Source organism: Streptomyces sp. MUSC 14, from assembly GCF_001866675.1.
Taxonomy (GTDB): Bacteria; Actinomycetota; Actinomycetes; order Streptomycetales; family Streptomycetaceae; genus Streptomyces.
This window is the reverse complement of sequence record NZ_MLYN01000127.1, coordinates 1-15,368: the sequence shown is the minus strand read 5'-3', so window position 1 is coordinate 15,368 and position 15,368 is coordinate 1. Positions and strand designations below refer to the sequence as shown.

The 15,368-nt window shown below is 67.7% G+C and carries 12 protein-coding genes and 5 pseudogenes; 12 read left to right on the top strand and 5 right to left on the bottom strand.

What is annotated here, in order from left to right:
- The first annotated feature begins 71 nt into the window (after positions 1 to 71).
- The 4 genes and pseudogenes from BIV25_RS45815 (at position 72) to BIV25_RS45800 (ending at position 2,261) form a co-directional block, all read left to right on the top strand.
- A complete protein-coding gene (locus BIV25_RS45815) occupies positions 72 to 422 on the top strand; it encodes an antibiotic biosynthesis monooxygenase (protein WP_071378392.1) in 351 nt (116 codons plus the stop codon).
- 134 nt (positions 423 to 556) lie between these two features.
- Entirely contained in the window at positions 557 to 943 is a 387-nt protein-coding gene (locus BIV25_RS45810) for a VOC family protein (protein ID WP_071378539.1), read from the top strand.
- 43 nt (positions 944 to 986) lie between these two features.
- Positions 987 to 1,294 (top strand): annotated as a pseudogene (locus tag BIV25_RS51935) (transposase); the annotation flags it as partial.
- Positions 1,295 to 1,832: 538 nt separating this feature from the next.
- Entirely contained in the window at positions 1,833 to 2,261 is a 429-nt protein-coding gene (locus BIV25_RS45800) for a DUF4267 domain-containing protein (RefSeq protein ID WP_071378537.1), read from the top strand.
- A gap of 260 nt (positions 2,262 to 2,521) precedes the next feature.
- Here the strand turns inward: BIV25_RS45800 and BIV25_RS45795 are convergent, their stop codons facing one another.
- On the bottom strand, positions 2,522 to 4,888 hold the full coding sequence (locus BIV25_RS45795) for an LPXTG cell wall anchor domain-containing protein (RefSeq protein WP_071378536.1): 2,367 nt from the start codon (positions 4,886 to 4,888) through the stop codon (positions 2,522 to 2,524).
- A 199-nt stretch (positions 4,889 to 5,087) separates the two neighbouring features.
- Between BIV25_RS45795 and BIV25_RS45790 the strand changes: the two genes are divergently transcribed.
- From BIV25_RS45790 to BIV25_RS45780, 4 genes and pseudogenes are all read left to right on the top strand, one after another.
- Positions 5,088 to 5,612, top strand: a complete 525-nt coding sequence (locus BIV25_RS45790) for a hypothetical protein (RefSeq protein WP_071378535.1) — start codon at positions 5,088 to 5,090, stop codon at positions 5,610 to 5,612.
- A 48-nt stretch (positions 5,613 to 5,660) separates the two neighbouring features.
- Complete coding sequence (locus tag BIV25_RS48975; RefSeq protein ID WP_079177339.1) at positions 5,661 to 6,071, top strand: GNAT family N-acetyltransferase; 411 nt, start codon at positions 5,661 to 5,663, stop codon at positions 6,069 to 6,071.
- Positions 6,072 to 6,616: 545 nt separating this feature from the next.
- Positions 6,617 to 7,844, top strand: a pseudogene (locus BIV25_RS45785) (IS110 family transposase).
- Positions 7,845 to 7,869: 25 nt separating this feature from the next.
- A complete protein-coding gene (locus tag BIV25_RS45780) occupies positions 7,870 to 8,601 on the top strand; it encodes an IS5/IS1182 family transposase (RefSeq protein ID WP_071378534.1) in 732 nt (243 codons plus the stop codon).
- A 162-nt stretch (positions 8,602 to 8,763) separates the two neighbouring features.
- On the opposite strand, the gene BIV25_RS45775 is transcribed toward BIV25_RS45780, so the two are convergent.
- Complete coding sequence (locus BIV25_RS45775; RefSeq protein WP_079177338.1) at positions 8,764 to 10,044, bottom strand: IS701 family transposase; 1,281 nt, start codon at positions 10,042 to 10,044, stop codon at positions 8,764 to 8,766.
- Positions 10,045 to 10,703: 659 nt separating this feature from the next.
- On the opposite strand from BIV25_RS45775, the gene BIV25_RS54005 reads away from it, so the two are divergent.
- Both BIV25_RS54005 and BIV25_RS51930 read left to right on the top strand, forming a co-directional pair.
- On the top strand, positions 10,704 to 10,826 hold the full coding sequence (locus BIV25_RS54005) for a restriction endonuclease fold toxin-2 domain-containing protein (RefSeq protein ID WP_256257224.1): 123 nt from the start codon (positions 10,704 to 10,706) through the stop codon (positions 10,824 to 10,826).
- Positions 10,827 to 10,860: 34 nt separating this feature from the next.
- Positions 10,861 to 11,031, top strand: coding sequence for a hypothetical protein (locus tag BIV25_RS51930; RefSeq protein WP_177235667.1), 171 nt, complete (start codon positions 10,861 to 10,863; stop codon positions 11,029 to 11,031).
- Between the two features lie 370 nt (positions 11,032 to 11,401).
- On the opposite strand, the gene BIV25_RS45770 is transcribed toward BIV25_RS51930, so the two are convergent.
- On the bottom strand, positions 11,402 to 12,241 hold the full coding sequence (locus tag BIV25_RS45770; protein ID WP_071378532.1) for a SigB/SigF/SigG family RNA polymerase sigma factor: 840 nt from the start codon (positions 12,239 to 12,241) through the stop codon (positions 11,402 to 11,404).
- Positions 12,242 to 12,585: 344 nt separating this feature from the next.
- On the opposite strand from BIV25_RS45770, the pseudogene BIV25_RS54000 reads away from it, so the two are divergent.
- Positions 12,586 to 12,948, top strand: a pseudogene (locus BIV25_RS54000) (SDR family oxidoreductase); the annotation flags it as partial.
- A gap of 15 nt (positions 12,949 to 12,963) precedes the next feature.
- On the opposite strand, the gene BIV25_RS53995 reads toward BIV25_RS54000, so the two are convergent.
- On the bottom strand, positions 12,964 to 14,070 hold the full coding sequence (locus BIV25_RS53995) for a mechanosensitive ion channel family protein (RefSeq protein WP_071378531.1): 1,107 nt from the start codon (positions 14,068 to 14,070) through the stop codon (positions 12,964 to 12,966).
- A 159-nt stretch (positions 14,071 to 14,229) separates the two neighbouring features.
- Between BIV25_RS53995 and BIV25_RS45760 the strand changes: the two are divergent.
- Positions 14,230 to 14,755, top strand: a pseudogene (locus tag BIV25_RS45760) (TetR family transcriptional regulator); the annotation flags it as partial.
- Between the two features lie 155 nt (positions 14,756 to 14,910).
- Here the strand turns inward: BIV25_RS45760 and BIV25_RS45755 are convergent.
- Positions 14,911 to 15,297 (bottom strand): annotated as a pseudogene (locus tag BIV25_RS45755) (alpha/beta fold hydrolase); the annotation flags it as partial.
- Between the last annotated feature and the right edge of the window lie 71 nt (positions 15,298 to 15,368).

Genomic DNA, 15,368 nt, shown 5'->3' with positions numbered 1-15,368 from the left:
AGACCAGGACTTCTCCCAGGACATGCACCCCGGCGACCCCCACCGACCGACAGCGAGAGGACGTACCGCAAATGGCCACATTGCAGAGCCTCGACCCGCACACGCCGATGTTCGCGCAGTTCACGCAGAAGACCGGACCCATCGTCCTGGCCAACACCTTCTTCGTCCCGAAGGAGCGGACCGAGTCGTTCCTCGCCCTCTTCCGCAGGCAGGCCGAGTTCATGAAGGCTCAGCCGGGATTCGTCTCCCTGCAGATGCACAAGGGAACGGCGGACAGCCGGCTCCTGATGAACATCGCGGTCTGGGAGTCGACCGAAGCGCTCGCCACGGCGTTCGCCAGCCCGGAGTTCCAGCACATGGTGGCCCAGTCCCCCGACGACGTCATGTCGTACCCGCACATCTTCGAGCGGATCGACGTATGACACGGCAGCCATAGCCGGGACAGGGCAGCCGGAGCAGCCCTGACCTCCCCCAGACAGTCGCGCATCCACGCACCAGGCCGGGTCGCCAAGGCCGCCCACCATACGCGTAGTCCCGCCCCTGAAGAGGAGTCACTATGACCGTGGAACTGAATCACACCATCGTCCCCGCCCGTGACCCGCAAGCCTCGGCGCAGTTCCTGGCCGATATCCTCGGCCTGAGTGTTGATCCACCGCTGGCGCACTTCACGCCGGTCACGCTGGCAAACCAGGTCAGCCTGGACTACGACCAGCGGGACGACTTCGAGCCACACCACTACGCGTTCATGGTCAGCGAGCAGGAGTTCGACGCCGCCCTCGCCCGCATCCAGCACGGCGGAACCACCCACTACGGCGATCCCGCATGCCAAGAGATCGGGCAGGTCTATCACAGCAAGCACACCGAAGGCCGCAGGGGCACCTACTTCCACGACCCCGACGGACACCTCATGGAACTCCTCACCCCGGGCGGCGCCGGATCGTGAGGCCGATGGCCGCTCAGCGGATCACGGCTTCACTGGTGAAGGGATCGCGTTCGTAGTCGCGACCGACGCGGTGCTGTGCTCGGACGGTCCGGTGACGTCACCGGACGACCTGACGTGCTGCCCGAACACCGACCGGGGCACGGCGGACCGTACGGCGATCTCAACCGGGGCTGCATCGACGCCGACCGGCTGCGTGCGCTGCCGGCCGGGCTGCCGCTGCCGCGCTCTCCGGACGGCCGACTGGTCCTCGCCATCGACGTGTCAGCACGGCCGCGCCCGGACACGCCATGCTCGGCAGAGCGGCTCCTCCGTCACGGCCACGGGCGTAACGGGCGCTCCAGCGACCAGTTCACCACGGCCTCGGCCTCACCGCCGGCGCGCTGCTGGTCCCCAGCCTGATCATATCGATCCTGCCGCCGGTCCCGATCCACAACCGCGGCAAGACGCCGACCCCTGACAACCAGCCCGCCAACTGGAAGCAGCACACAAACCGCCGGGACCGCCACGACAATGCCCGCATCACCGCCGTCATCATCGCCGCCTCCGCCCAGCCGGTCACCGCCCTCACCTGATACCAAAGCCGCCCCGACAGCCACTGGTTCACTCCTATGTCGACGGCTTTCGCCGTCGGGGCGAGCCCGACAGGGCTTCGGATTTCTGCCCCCGGGCCGGCCCCGCGCCGGTGGCGCACAACCCCCACCCCGGGCGGCATCCGGCCGTCGAGATCCCGATATCCGGGAATGCGGCTGCCGCTCGGATCCCACAACTGCGACCCCGACACTCCACACCCCTCGATCAGCCGCGTCCGCGCGGCCTGATCGGGCCCTGCACGACTCAGCACGCTCCACGAGACTCACCAAGCCGGCAAAGACGCGCAAGGAGAAGAACAATGTCGCTGAAGAAGATCAACACCGTCCTGGCCGCCGCCTTCATCCTCTTCATCCTCTGGTTCGGGACAGAGTTCATCCTCAGCCCGCAGACGACGGCACCGGGCTTCGGCCTGCCGAGCTGGCCGTCCGGCGACGGCGGCGGCTTCCTGATCATCAAGGGAATCCGCGACGTCGTCCTGGCCCTGGTCCTGGCCATCCTGCTGGTGACGGGCCACCGCCGGGCGATGGGCTGGGTACTGCTGGTGGAGGCCCTCGCCGCCTACGGCGACATGACCACCGTGCTGGCGCACCACGGCTCCGTGGCCACCGCGCTCGGCGTCCACTGCCTGACCGCGACACTCATGGTCGTCAACGGCCTCCTGATGCTGCGCGAGACCCGCAAAGACGCGGCCGCCCCGGCAACACCCGCCCCGCAACCCGCCCGCTAACCTCTTCGGATGCAGGCCCCGGCGGAGGGTGCGTTCGAGACGTTCGTCGTCGGTGAAGGCGGTGTTGGTCAATGGGCCGCGCTGTAACACCACCAGAATGTCGCGATCACCCTCCTGCCACCGGCCAACGGACGATCACGGGTCTCCACGTAGCCGACGCAGTACGAAGCCCCGCCGGAGCGCGTGCCGCCCCGCCGGACGGAATCCGGCGGGGCGGCACTGTAGGTTGCGCACCGCTGTCGGTGCTCAGTGATCGGCGATCAGCTGTCAGTACGGCGCCGTCGCCACCACACGAGCGCCGCGCCGGCCGCGAGGAGTACCGCAGCGATGCCCGCGAGGGCCGAGGCCTCGGTGCCGGTGGCGGCCAGGCCGCCGCCGTTCTTCTCGGGCGGGGTGGACGGCCCGGGCGTGCCGGGTGCCGGGTTGCTGTGCCCGGGGCTCGGTGTGTGGCTCGCCGGGGTGGACGGCTGGCCGGAGGGCGGGGTGCTGTGGGTGGGAGACGGTGTGGGGCTGTGGCCCCCGCCGCCACCGCCGCCACCGCTGGTCTGCTTGCCTCCGCCGCCCATCAGCAGCAGGTGATTGTTGTCCGCGTTGGGCGCCATCGCCTTCGCGGCCGTCTTCGTGGAACGCGGCAGGTTCTTGTGCTCGACCGTGAACTGGGCACTGGAGATGTTGTGCTTCGGCGCCTTGGAGAAGTCGACGCCGCCCAGCACGCAGATCTTCTGCCCGCAGGGGTAGCTGTAGTCGCCCTGGGTGAAGGACTTGTAGTACTCCTCCCAGGTCTGGCGCGGAGTCCAGGTGCGGTTGGCGCCCCGCAGCGGCCACTTGGCCACGTTGTTGCTGTTGATGATCGGCCGGTAGTCGGTGGCCGCCTGCGCGTCCGCCTGGCGGACGTACTCGGCGGCGACCCGGGCGCTGTAGACGCGGCGCAGGTCCGCGTACTGCGGCGCGGTGTTGATCTTCTTCTCGATGTCCGGGACGACGAGCTGCCGTACCAGCGTCTGGTAGGTGAGGCGCTGGGCGGCCGACAAGGTGCAGCTGTTCGGAGTCGGCGTCTTGACCACCGCAGCCACCGAGTTGACCTGGAGCGGGGCGGACAGGATGTACAGGCCGTTGCTGTCGGCGCGCACCTGCGCGGGCTTCGGCACGATCCAGTTGCGCTCGACAGATCCGCAGGGCAGACCGGCCCGCCGGATCGCGTCCATGAGCTGCTGCCCGATGCCCTGGCGCGGGTCCAGGTCCCTGGCGTAGTCGTGCTTCATCTGCAGGTCGGCCTGGAGGAGTACGCGTCCGGCGTCGGTCTTGCCGAACGTCGCGTCCATGACCTTGTCGGGCTGGTCCGGGTTGAGGTTCACCCAGAACTTGTCGGGCGTCAGCGCCAGCCAGGTGAAGAAGGCGTCGGAGATCAGCTGCGCCTTCTGCTTGCCGCCGTAGCCGAGACCGGCGGACTCGTCGACCTGGGCCGCCGAGTACGCGTAGTCGAGGTTCCTGCCGCGCACGGGCTTGCCGACGTAGGAGAGGGACAGGGTGGAGAAGTCGACGCCGCCGGGGCCGTGGATGCCCTCGCCGTCGATGTCCTCTTCGTTGATGAGCTGCTGCTCGTCGGCCATCTCACCCGGCGTGTCCTCGGACCCGTCGATGACCTGGGCGGCGCCGCCCTCGGGGGCGGGCTCGTCACCGGTGCTCAGGTTCGGGTCGGCCGCGGAGTACGGTCCGCGCTGGAAGTCGGGCTCGCCGGTGGAGATGTGTTCGTAGCCGACGACGCGGGGGCGGCCCTCGGAGTCCTTGCTCACCTCGTTCCCGAGGTTCTTCAGGTAGTCGGAGGTGGCGTTGGTCTGCTTCTCGCCGTTGACGTAGATCAGGCGGGCGTTGCTGCGCTGCGGATCCTCCAGAAACGCCTTGTTGGCGAAGTCCTGGTTGGTGTCGCGACCGCCGCCCGCCTTGAACTCGACGAACTCGTTGGTCTTGTAGTTCACGGCGTCGTACCGGCGCACGAGTGGCTTGCCCTTGTACATCACGGGCTTGCCGTTCTCGTCCAGGACCTTGACGTCCTCCTGGCACAGCCAGTCGGGTCCGAGGAGCCCCAGATCGCTGACCGCCTTCCGCTCGAAGGCGTTGCCGCGTTTGTTGTTGTTGTTCGGCAGGATCCAGCCGTCGCGCAGCCAGTCCTCGAAGTTGGTGTACTTGCGGTTCGGGTTGTTCGCGTTCTTCTTGAGGTAGTCCCGCCACTGGGCGAGCACCCGCTCCCGGCTGTTCGCCGGGTACTTCTTGTACGGCTTGGTGATCGTGCTGAGGATCTTCCTCTGTTCGACCGGGTCGTCCGGCAGGGTGAGCCCGGCCAGAGCCTGCCGCGGCGCGTCGAAGTCGTACGAGTCCCAGTCGGCCTGGTCGCGTACGTCGACGCCGCTGTTCCAGGGCAGGGACTCGTCGGCGGCGGTGTTGCCGTTCAGGTTGTACATCTGGTCGCAGCGCCTGCCCTTGGCCGCATAGGCCGTGCCTTGCAGGGATGCGAGGCCGGTGAAGGTCAGGGCGCTGGTGCAGGCGAGGGCGAGGGCGGCGTTCAGCCACGGGTTTCTGCGGCGAGGTGCCGGTATCGGTGCCGGCCCCGCTTCGGTTCTGGTGGTCACGTGCGCTCTCCAACGGAGCCCCACGAATGGGAAGTTGGCGGCGCCAGGGGCCCCCGAAGCATGTGAGGCGCCGTCAAGGCCCCCACACTAGGGAGGAGGAAGCTACTACGTCCCGTAGTTTCTTGGCGTGTCCCATGCCACCTCTGTTTACTCACAAGGTCTTTACACCCTCGTGAGTTCCACTCCCTACGCTCGCCTCATGAACCCGATCGACACGCCCGAGTGGGCTGACAATCCCCGGCTGAACACCTGGCTCGCCACACAGCGGGAGGCCTTTCCCGCGTGGGCCGCGGAGCACGGCGGCGGCTGGGACTTCACGATCGACACCCTCGACCGGCTCGAAGCGCTGCTCCGCAGTACCTTCGCCACCTGGGAGGACGCGAACGATGCCGCCGACGGACCGCTGCTGTCGCTCGCGGCCTGGTACGTGGGCGAGACACTGCTGCGCCCGTACGGCGCCCAGTGGCGCTGCGTCCCCACGCCGCCGGACCCCGAACTCCCGGTGGGCGGGCAGCCGATCCTGATCGTCTCCCTGGAGACGATGACGGAACAGGAGCTGGTGGCACTGGAGAAGGAGGAAGCCAGGGGCGACGATCCCCGGCCGTACGTGGAGCCGATCTCGGAGATCCTCTCCCTCTTCGCCGTCGGCCCGGACCACCGTCTGCGCGACGCGCTCGAATGGTTCGACGACTTCGAGGAGTGGCGGGGCGAGGTCCGCGCCTAAGGGCTGTCCCGATATTGGGTAGGCCGCCGCAGGAGGACAATCGCGCTCATGGCTGACGTCGTCCCCTTCGATCCCGCTCACCTCGCTGGAGTCCTCGACCTGTGTCGTAGTGAGGGATGGTTCACCTTCTCTGCCAGCCCCGAGCGGGCCGAGGCCAGCCTGACTGCACCGGGCGTGGTGGCGCTCGTCGCGGTTGAAGGCACTCGAGTTGTCGGCTTTGCGCAAGCTCTGACCGATGGTGTCGTACAGGCGCACCTGTCACTGCTTGCCACGGCCCACGACCGCCGTCGCACAGGTATCGGCCGCAGTCTGGTTCAGGAGACTCTTCGCCGCTGCGGAGCCATGCGCATGGACCTGGTCACTGATACCGCAGAAGAGTTCTACGCCGCACTCCCACACCGCAGGTTTCACGGCTTTCGCATCTACGGAGATGTTCAACCGTCCGGTGGGACTTCGTGAGCGGTAGGCCATGGGAACGCGGTGGAGAGGCTTCGGCCGGTAGATCTGCCTGATGGGGGCTCCATAGTCGCCATGCTGCGGGATGATCTCGATCGTGACTGGTGTGATCACGGCGTCGGAGCCGTCCTGATCCGGTGATATCGACGGCCAAGAGGGACATGGGTCCCGAACGCGCTGTTCGAGCGGTGAACGATGGTTTGCGGTGGTGATCACGTGGGCGCCGGACTGACGTCTTGAGCCGTCCGGGCACTCGATCCCTTTATCCAGAGCGGCGGTGTCCGGCGTCCTCGTGATGGCCACCCTCGTCAACACCGCTTGCCTGATAGTTCGTTGGTCTTGGTGGTGCGAGCCCGCCGCACGGTGACCCCTTGCGATGCCCGAGCCGCTTCAGCTCCAACACAGACCGGGGCCCGCGGGGTGAGCTGGTGCCACGAACAGCTACTGAGGTGGCGGACCGGTCTCGCGCCGAGTCCTGGGATTAGGTCGCTGCGTGGCCCGCATTGCGCTCGTGGCCAGCCTAAACATTCGGAGATGGGGAGGACGTCTTGATCTACTGCGGTGTCGACTGGGCGGACAGAACACACGACGTGGCCCTGGTCGACGACAGCGGCCAGTTACTGGCCAAACGCCATATCACCGACGACGCGGCCGGATACAAGGTCCGGCTGGACCCTGCTCGCCGAGTACGGCGACACCGAGGAGACACCGGTCCCGGTCGCGATCGAGACCTCCCGCGGGCTGCTGGTTGCCGCGCTGCGCACGGGCAAGCGGCAGGTGTTCGCGATCAACCCCATGGCCGCCGCCCGCTACCGCGACCGGCACTCGGTGTCCCGCAAGAAGTCCGACCCCGGCGATGCCCTGGTTTTGGCGAACATCCCCCGCACTGACATGCACGCCCATCGGTCGCTGTCGCAGGACAGCGACCTGGCTCGCGCCGTCGCTGTCCTGGCCCGCGCCCAACAGGACGCGATATGGAACCGCCAGCAGATCTCCAACCAGCTCCGATCCCTGCTGCGGGAGTACTACCCGGCCGCGTTGGGGGCGTTCGAGTCCTGGAAGAACGGCCTGTGCCGCAGGGAGGCGCACCAGATCCTCAAGGCGGCACCGACGCCTGCACAGGCTGCCTGTCTCGCCCGCACGCAGCTGCAGGTGGCACTCAAGCGAGCCGGCCGCCTGCGCGGCATCGCCACTGAAGTCGAACGACTTCGCGAGGTGTTCCAGTCCGGCTGGACCCACCAGCCACCACCCGTCGAGGATGCGCTCGGCAAGCAGATGCTCGCCCTCCTGGTCCAGCTGGAGGCCGCCTGCACAGCCGCCGACGACCTAGCTGAGGCGGTGCAAGAGGTGTTCCCTCAGCACCCGGACGCTGAGATCATCCTCAGCTTCCCCGGCCTCGGCGTGCAGCTCGGCGCCCGGGTGCTCGCCGAGCTCGGAGACGACCGCAGCAGGTTCGCCGACGCCCGCGGCCTGAAGGCATACGCCGGGTCTTCTCCCATCACCAGCGCCTCAGGGAAGAAGTCCAGCATCACCCGCCGGTGGGTCAAGAACGACCGTCTCAACCACGCCGGCTATCTCTGGGCCTTCTCCGCAATCACCGCCTCACCAGGCGCCGAAGCCCACTATCGGCGAAGGCGCGCTCACGGGGATTGGCACGCAGCCGCTCAGCGCAATCTCTTCAACCGAATGTTGGGACAGCTCTACCACTGCCTGCGGAAGCGAGAGTTATTCGAGGAACTCACCGCCTTCCCGACCCAACTCGCCCCGGCGGCTTGACGCGATGAGAGCCTGAGGTGTCTGGATAGCCCCGTTCACTGGGCTGAACCCGCGCTGCTTCGACAAGTTGGTGAGGATGGTGCGCCGTGAAGGAGCGGACGCGGTCCGAAGAGGACCGCCGTGGAGTCTACCGTTGAAGGACCGGGTGCTGATGGTCGCGGCCTACTGGCGTACCAACTTGACGCTGCGCCAGCTCGCCCCGCTGTTTGGCATCTCGAAGTCGGCCGCGGACAGGATCATCGACCAGCTGGGCCCCATGCTCGCGCTCCAGCCCCGCAAGCGGTTCTGCAAGGACGCCGTCCTCATCGTTGACGGCACCCTGGTCCCCACCCGCGACCACACGGTGGCCGAACAGTCCAAGAATTACCGGTACTCCACCAACCACCAGGTCGTCATTCACGCCGATACCCGCCTCGTCGTCGTGGTCGGCCGGCCGCTTCCCGGCAACCGCGCCGACTGCAAGGCGTGGGAGGAATCCGGTGGCAAGGCGGCCGTCGGAAACACCACCACGATCGCCGACGGTGGCTACCCGGACACCGGCCTGGAGATGCCTCATCGCCGGCGAAAGGGCGAGGAACTGTCCGCCCGGAAGGGGGCGCACAACAAGTCCCACAAGCAGGTGCGGGCCCGTGTCGAGCACGCATTCGCGAGGATGAAGAGCTGGAAGATCCTGCGGGACTGCCGACTCAAGGGCGACGGCGTTCACCATGCCATGCGCGGCATTGCCCGCCTGCACAACCTCACCCTCGCCGGATAGACCAGCCAGCCATACGACGGCCGACTGCCTCCTCATCGCTGTCGAGATCATTTACGGGACAGCCCTTAGTAGGACTCCGTTAGGTCTGTCTTGATCTTGAGGTCCCGAGGGTTCTGCTGGGCAGTGGTTGTTGGCAAGTGGTGCAGATACCGGTCCAGCACCTCAGGACGTCTTGGAGGGTGTCGAGCAGTTGGTAGAGGCTGAGACCGGTGCGGGGACTTTTGGGACCAGGCGCTGTTCGGTGAGGAACGCGTGGGCGGCGGTCACGAGCGTGACATGGTGGTGCCAGCCGGGCCAGGAACGGCCTTCGAAGTGATCCAGGCCGAGACCGTGCTTGAGCTCGCGGTAATCGTGCTCGATGCGCCAGCGGACCTTGGCCAGCTGCACCAGGTCGACGATCGGGGTGTCGGCCGGCAGGTTGGACAGCCAGTACTCGGTGGGGGCCTCGGCGTCTTCGGGCCATTCGACCAGCAGCCAGCAGTCCGGCAGGACCCCGTCCCACCAGCCCTGCCCGGCCGAAGCGGCGGCTTTGACCGGACGCTCGACGGCCTTGCCGGCAGGGCGGACGCGCACAGCGGCGAAGCGGGAGCGTAACTCCCCTCGCGAGCCCTGCCGCCAGGTCAGGGCGGTGAAGGAATCCTGTCCGAGGCCGACGGCCAGGTCCGCCACCGACGCTGCGGGATGACGGTAGCGGGGCTGGGGCCAGCATCCGATGGGCCCGTTGCGGGGCGGGGCCACAGGCTCTGCGTCGAACGGGTGGGCGGACACATCCGTTCGGACGGCCAGCACGTAGCCGATTCCACGCTCCGACAGCGCGGCCCGCAGGTGTGCGTTGGTACCGTAGGCGGCGTCGGCCACGACGGCCGGCGGCCTCATGCCCCAGTCCGCCAGCGTGTCGAGCATGTCCAGCGCCAGGCGCCACTTCTCGCGGTGCGTGACCTCGGGCGGAATGCGAGTGGCGGTCCGGCGGTCGGTGTCCGAGGTCCACTCCTCCGGCACGAACAGACGCCATTGAAGCGGGCAGGAGGCGGCATCGGTGGCGGCGTGGACACTGACCGCGACCTGGCAGTTCGCCCGCTTGCCCAACGCCCCGCAGTACTGCGGAGCCACGGCGACCGACATCCGACCGTCCCTGGGCACCGACACATCATCGATCACCCAGGCCGCCGGGCCGATCAGCGGCAGCATCCGCTCGCAGATGCGCCGCTGCACCGGCACCGGATCCCACGTGGACTGGTTCACGAACTGCTGCAGGTTCTGCTCGTTGCCGTCCGGCAACCGCGAAGCCATCGCCTGTATCGACTTGCGACGACCATCCAGCATTAGTCCCCGCAGGTAACAGTCGCCCTTGACCCGCTGGTCCTTCCGGGGCACCGAGGCGAACACGTTGGCCACGAATAACGCCAACGTCGCCCGGACCCGGTTCACTTGAAGTGCGTCCACGTACCCAACATGCTCCCGGACAGGCCCGACGTGAAGACCTAACGGAGTCCTACTAGGTCGCGTCTTCAAATGATCATCGTTCACGCCCACCAATTCCCGGCGTTTCCACCGCACCGAACGGGTGAGAAAAAGCGGAACCCACCCGCCAAGAGGCCGACCCGCGATCCACGACACGTGCAGCCACCCCGGTGAGCCCGCCGACCATCGACCGCCCCGGCTGGTGCGGCTGGTGGACTCGGTCGCCGTGATGCCGCACGTCGACCGAGCCTGCGCGCGTCGTTCGGTTCACCCCCGGCGGCGCCTGCGGTAGCGCGCGAGCTGCCGCAGCGGGTTCCGCCGGCCGCCGGGGTACTGTCGCGCTCGGCGACGGCGCTGCGACAGCTTCACAGGCGGGTACGCCGCCGCCTTCCGCCGCCAGATCTCCTCAACAAGGTGCCGGATCTGTCCCAGTCGCTCCGGCAAGTGCTCAAGCCGGATCGTGTCCGTCACGAAGCCTCCATGCTCAAGAGGTTGTCCCCACACCCTCACCACCGCCCGCCTGCCCATGGGGCTGCTCCCTGGTCACGTCCCGACGGCTGGCCCGGACCGATCCCACCGACCTGCTCCGGGACATCCTCGTCGTCAAGGAAGAGGATGAACTTGGCGACTAGGGGCAGGCCATGAAGGAACACAAGCAGATCCTCGGCCTGCAGATCATCACCAACGACAACGACGTGGCTGCCTACTGGCAGACGCTCATGGCGGCTCAGGAAGTCAAGGGAACCTCCCGGTACGTGCCCTGACCCCGAACGCGAACGACGAAGAACGCCTTCCGCTGTGGACCTCGACGAATACCAGACCACCTGCCTGCTCTACGCACCCGCCAAGCACCCCGCCGGCTGGAACCTCGAGCTGGCCGCGTTCGCAGCCGCGCTCCACACCGCGTTCCCCGACGTCCGCTACGAAACCCGGCAGGGCCGCCAACTGCGCCTCTCTTCCGGACCGTGACGCAAGACGGGATCGACTCGGGCTGACGCCCACACACCCAGAACCCGAAGGCCAGGGACCCACTACACGCTTGACAAGCCTTGCCCTCATGAGTACGGGTATTCCTGCGTCAGGGGTAGGTTGCCCACGTTCGCTCCTCACAGGCACTCCCGCACCGGGTTCAGCCAGCGCGTTGACCGGGGCATGCACCGTCCGGCTGCCCATCACGACCGCGCCGGGATCCTCGCCCCAGCCCTTCGACTCTCGGACCAGCCAACGCAACAGGCCATAGATGGCCTGGCCTGTGCCGTCCCCGCCGTTCACCGGGCAGACTGCTGGTGATGAGTATGCCGCGGAAGCGGTGGGCGCCACCGCCAGCTCGGCATGACGGTCATCGGGTGGTGAGCATGCCCTCGCGCAGCCGGGTCAGGGTGCGGGTCAGCAGGCGGGAGACGTGCATCTGGGAGACGTCGAGACGTTCGCCGATCTGGGCCTGAGTGAGTTCCTCCACGAACCGCAGGTGAATGATCTGCCGGTCCCGCTCGTTGAGTTCATCGATCAGTGGGCCCAGGGCGTGGAAGTCCTCCACCAGTTCCAGGGCCTGGTCCTCGGTGCCGATGAAGTCCTGGAGGACGGTTTCGCCGTCGTCGCTGTTGCTGATGGCTGCGTCCAAGGACGCCGAGTTGTAGCCGTTGGACGCCAGCCGGGCCTCGGCGACCTCCTCCTCAGGAAGGCTCATCAGCTCCGCCAGTTCTTTGACCGTTGGGTTACGGCCCAGACAGCTCTGGAGTTCCTCGGTGGCGCGGGCCAGCTGGACGCGGGCCTCCTGAAGGCGGCGCGGTACATGCACGGCCCAGGTGGTGTCGCGGAAGAACCGCTTGATCTCACCCACGATGTAGGGGATGGCGAAGGAGGTGAACTCGACCTCGCGGGACAGTTCGAACCGGTCGATCGCCTTGATCAGCCCGATCATGCCGACCTGGACAATGTCCTCCATCTCCTGCTGGCCACGGCAGCGGAACCGGCCCGCCGCATACCGGACCAGAGACATGTTCATCTCGATTAGCGTGTTGCGCGCATAGCTGTACTCCGTCGTGCCCTCTTCCAGTTGCTGCAATTGGTCGAAGAAGGGCCTGGACAGTTCGCGGGCGTCCTTGGGTGCTACCTGGCAGGGATCGACGACTTCCGGCAGCCCAGCCATGTGTGTTCCGGAAGTGCTCATGAGTGCCATCCCTGGATCCCTCCCATGTCGCGACGGTTGCTTGCAGGCCGACAGCAGCGCGGATACCCCGGCCTCGTCGTTCTACTCTCGGTACCAATGCCCGCGCCGCAGAACCGGCCACCATCACCGACCACGTCCCCCACCGGACCAGTCCCCGGGCATCACGCCGCTCCCAACGGGGCAGGCTGATCGCATGCCGTCCCGACCTCAGCGCGCCACAGGCACCTGAGCCGCCCCGGGTTCGGTAGAGATGGCGGCCTGCCCCGAGTTCAAGCAGGCCCTTTGCCAACGTGCTGGGCAGACAGCGGGTCTGTCCGGCGAATGAGGTAGGCCGTTTGGGGCCGTTGCATGCCGTCGCCGCGCCCGGCGGCCGGATGCTCTTCGTCAGTTCCATCGCCGCCTACCGGGGTTCGGGCACCGGCACCTACGCGGCAGCCAAGGCCGGACTGCATCCGTACGCCCACCACCTGGCCCGGTGCCTGGGCCCGCGCGGCATCGCCGTGTACGTGGTCGCGCCGCGGTATGTCGAGAATGCCGCGTTCTTCAGCGACACCGTGGACGAGGCCCGGCGACAGAGGCTCGTCGCCGGAACGGTGACCGGTAGGCCCTGGATACCGGGCGACGTGGCCGCGGCCCTGCACCGACCGGCCTCGCCCGGCGCCGGGCATGTCACCTCACAGGTCATCCAGGTCAACCGCGTTGCCGAGCACGGCCATTGGAGGGCTTGGCAGTCAGTTCCGGCCGCTGCGCGGGAATTCGCGGTCCTTGTGGAGGTGGACTCCGTCGGGAGACGGGAGGTGTCGCGGCGGAAGGGCCGCCTCCGAGGTGTTGACGCGGGGCAGTGCGTAGGGGTGCTGCGCCACCAGCCAGGTGAGCATCCGCTCGCGGACCGCGACCCGTACCGCCCAGATGTCGTCGGAGTCCTTCGCGGTCATCAGCGCCCGCACCTGGATGGTGTTCGGCGTGGTGTCCGTCACCACCAGGCTGTAGGCGCGGCCGTCCCAGGCCGGGCTCTCGCGCAGGATGTCATACAGCTTCTCGCGCATCGCCTCGACGGGTGCGCCGTGGTCGAGGTGCCAGTGGACGGTCCCGGTCATCTGCGGCGTGCCGCGCGACCAGTTCTCGAAGGGTTTGGAGGTGAAGTACGACACCGGCATGGTGATCCGGCGCTCGTCCCAGGTCCGCACCGTCAGAAAGGTCAGGGTGATCTCCTCGACCGTGCCCCATTCGCCGTCCACGACGACCGTGTCGCCGATGCGCACCATGTCACCGAAGGCGATCTGCAACCCGGCGAACAGATTCGACAGGGTCGACTGGGCGGCGACGCCGGCCACGATGCCGAGGATGCCAGCCGATGCCAGCAGCGAGGCGCCGGCCGCACGCATCGCCGGGAAGGTCAGCAGCATCGCGGCGATCGCCACGACCATGACGATCGCGGAGACCACCCGCATGATCAGTTCGACCTGAGTGCGCACTCTGCGCACCCGGGCCGCGTCCCGGTGCGCCCGGGCGTAGCGGCTGTAGCTGGTCTCGACGACCGCACCGGCGATCCGGATCACCAGCCAGGCGGCGGCGCCGATCAGCACAAGCGTCAGGGTCCGGCCGATGCCGGCCTGGTGCCGTTCCAGGAGCTTCGCCTGGTCGTACGACCCTCGCAGCAGGGCGGCGCACAGCACAAGCTGGTAGGGAAAGCGGGCGCGGCGCAGCAGCCCCCACAGCGGTGTGTCGTGGTGGCGTTCGTCGGCCTTGCGCAGCAGCCGGTCGCTGGCCCAGCCGATGGCCAGGGTGAACAGAACCGAGCCGCCGATCACGAACAAGGGCCGGAGTAGACTCTCCATGCCTGAGCTCCTAACCGGCGCTCTCCGGGCATGAACATGTGAGTTCCGCGTGTTCCTGGGTAGGGCGCCTCGGGCGGTCCCGCACGGCTGGCACCATGACCTTGCCGCCCGGCCACCCGGCAGCAGGCACTCGACGCGCCGCGGCGCCAGGTACCGGCCTCGCCGCTCACCTGCAACAACTACTTCGCCAGCCGCGAGCAGGCGATCGTCTGCGCTGTTACCGCGGACCGGGAGGCGCGCATCGCGGCGGCGGTCGCGGTGCTCCTGGCTGACGCCGTCACCGAAGCAGTGGTCGAGCAGTACACGAACACCGGCGAGCGCAAACGCCAGGCGCTGCTGCTGATCACCACCCAGACCGCGCTGCGCGGCGCGTTCCTCGACACCACCGTCGGCATCGAGCCCCCTCTCACGGCAGTGATCGCCGAACGCCTGGACGACGCCGAAGCGCACACAGCTCCCGTCCTCGCGGCAAGCGTGGCCGCGGCAGTTCGCATCGCGCTGGCGGGCCGGCTCCGGTCGGCCCAGAATGCAGAGGCCGCCGAGGATTTCGCCGCCGGAGGGCTGGTCGTACCCTCCGGCCACCTGCCACCAGCTCCACACGGCACTGGCCCCGCTCGCGCCCGCGTTCGACGCCGCTGAGCAACACATCCAGCCGTGCCACCGAACCAACCCGGGCAACCGCTGAAACAGTAGATCCGGAACATGCCGATGCACCTGGCCATCGTCCTCGGCAGCCGATTCAATGCAGATGACACCATGCCAGGTCGTGATCTACGGCTGGAGTAGTGGTCTGAGTTCCGCGCGCCCTTGGGCGGCGCGGCCGGGTAGGTTCGACGAGAGTCAGTCGTCGTCGGCGATGAAGTCTGTTATCGCGGCAGCGACAGCTTCGGGCTCCTCGTCGGGGGTGAAGTGTCCAGCGTCGGGCGCGACGATTCGGGTGGTGTTGTCGGCCCATGGACTGATGGAGGCAGACATGTCCGGAACGGGGCCGTGGCTGCTGGAGATTCCGAGGATGGGCACGGTCAGGCGCCGCCACTTGAGCGCCTCGCGGTTCTTGCGGGCTGACTCCGCGGCGTCTCGGTAGTACGCGAGGGAAGTGCGCAGGCTGCCGTCGACGGCGACGGCCGCCGCACAGTGGTCGAGCTCGGCGTCGTCGAACGTGTCGGGAGACAGGGCCTTCACCTTCAGGAACCAGCCGATGTACTCGCGTTCGCGGCCGACTAGTAGGACTCCGTTAGGTCTGTGTGGCGACCTTGTTCAGGGGCATGGTGAGTGTGTGGACGCACATGAAGTGAACC

What these genes read in the sequence shown, in the direction of transcription:
- BIV25_RS45815 (WP_071378392.1), top strand. Translation starts at nt 72, where the DNA reads ATGGCCACATTGCAGAGCCTCGACCCGCACACGCCGATGTTCGCGCAG.
- BIV25_RS45810 (WP_071378539.1), top strand. Translation starts at nt 557, where the DNA reads ATGACCGTGGAACTGAATCACACCATCGTCCCCGCCCGTGACCCGCAA.
- BIV25_RS45800 (WP_071378537.1), top strand. Translation starts at nt 1,833, where the DNA reads ATGTCGCTGAAGAAGATCAACACCGTCCTGGCCGCCGCCTTCATCCTC.
- BIV25_RS45790 (WP_071378535.1), top strand. Translation starts at nt 5,088, where the DNA reads ATGAACCCGATCGACACGCCCGAGTGGGCTGACAATCCCCGGCTGAAC.
- BIV25_RS48975 (WP_079177339.1), top strand. Translation starts at nt 5,661, where the DNA reads ATGGCTGACGTCGTCCCCTTCGATCCCGCTCACCTCGCTGGAGTCCTC.
- BIV25_RS54005 (WP_256257224.1), top strand. Translation starts at nt 10,704, where the DNA reads ATGAAGGAACACAAGCAGATCCTCGGCCTGCAGATCATCACCAACGAC.
- BIV25_RS45770 (WP_071378532.1), bottom strand. Translation starts at nt 12,241, where the DNA reads ATGGCACTCATGAGCACTTCCGGAACACACATGGCTGGGCTGCCGGAA.
- BIV25_RS53995 (WP_071378531.1), bottom strand. Translation starts at nt 14,070, where the DNA reads ATGGAGAGTCTACTCCGGCCCTTGTTCGTGATCGGCGGCTCGGTTCTG.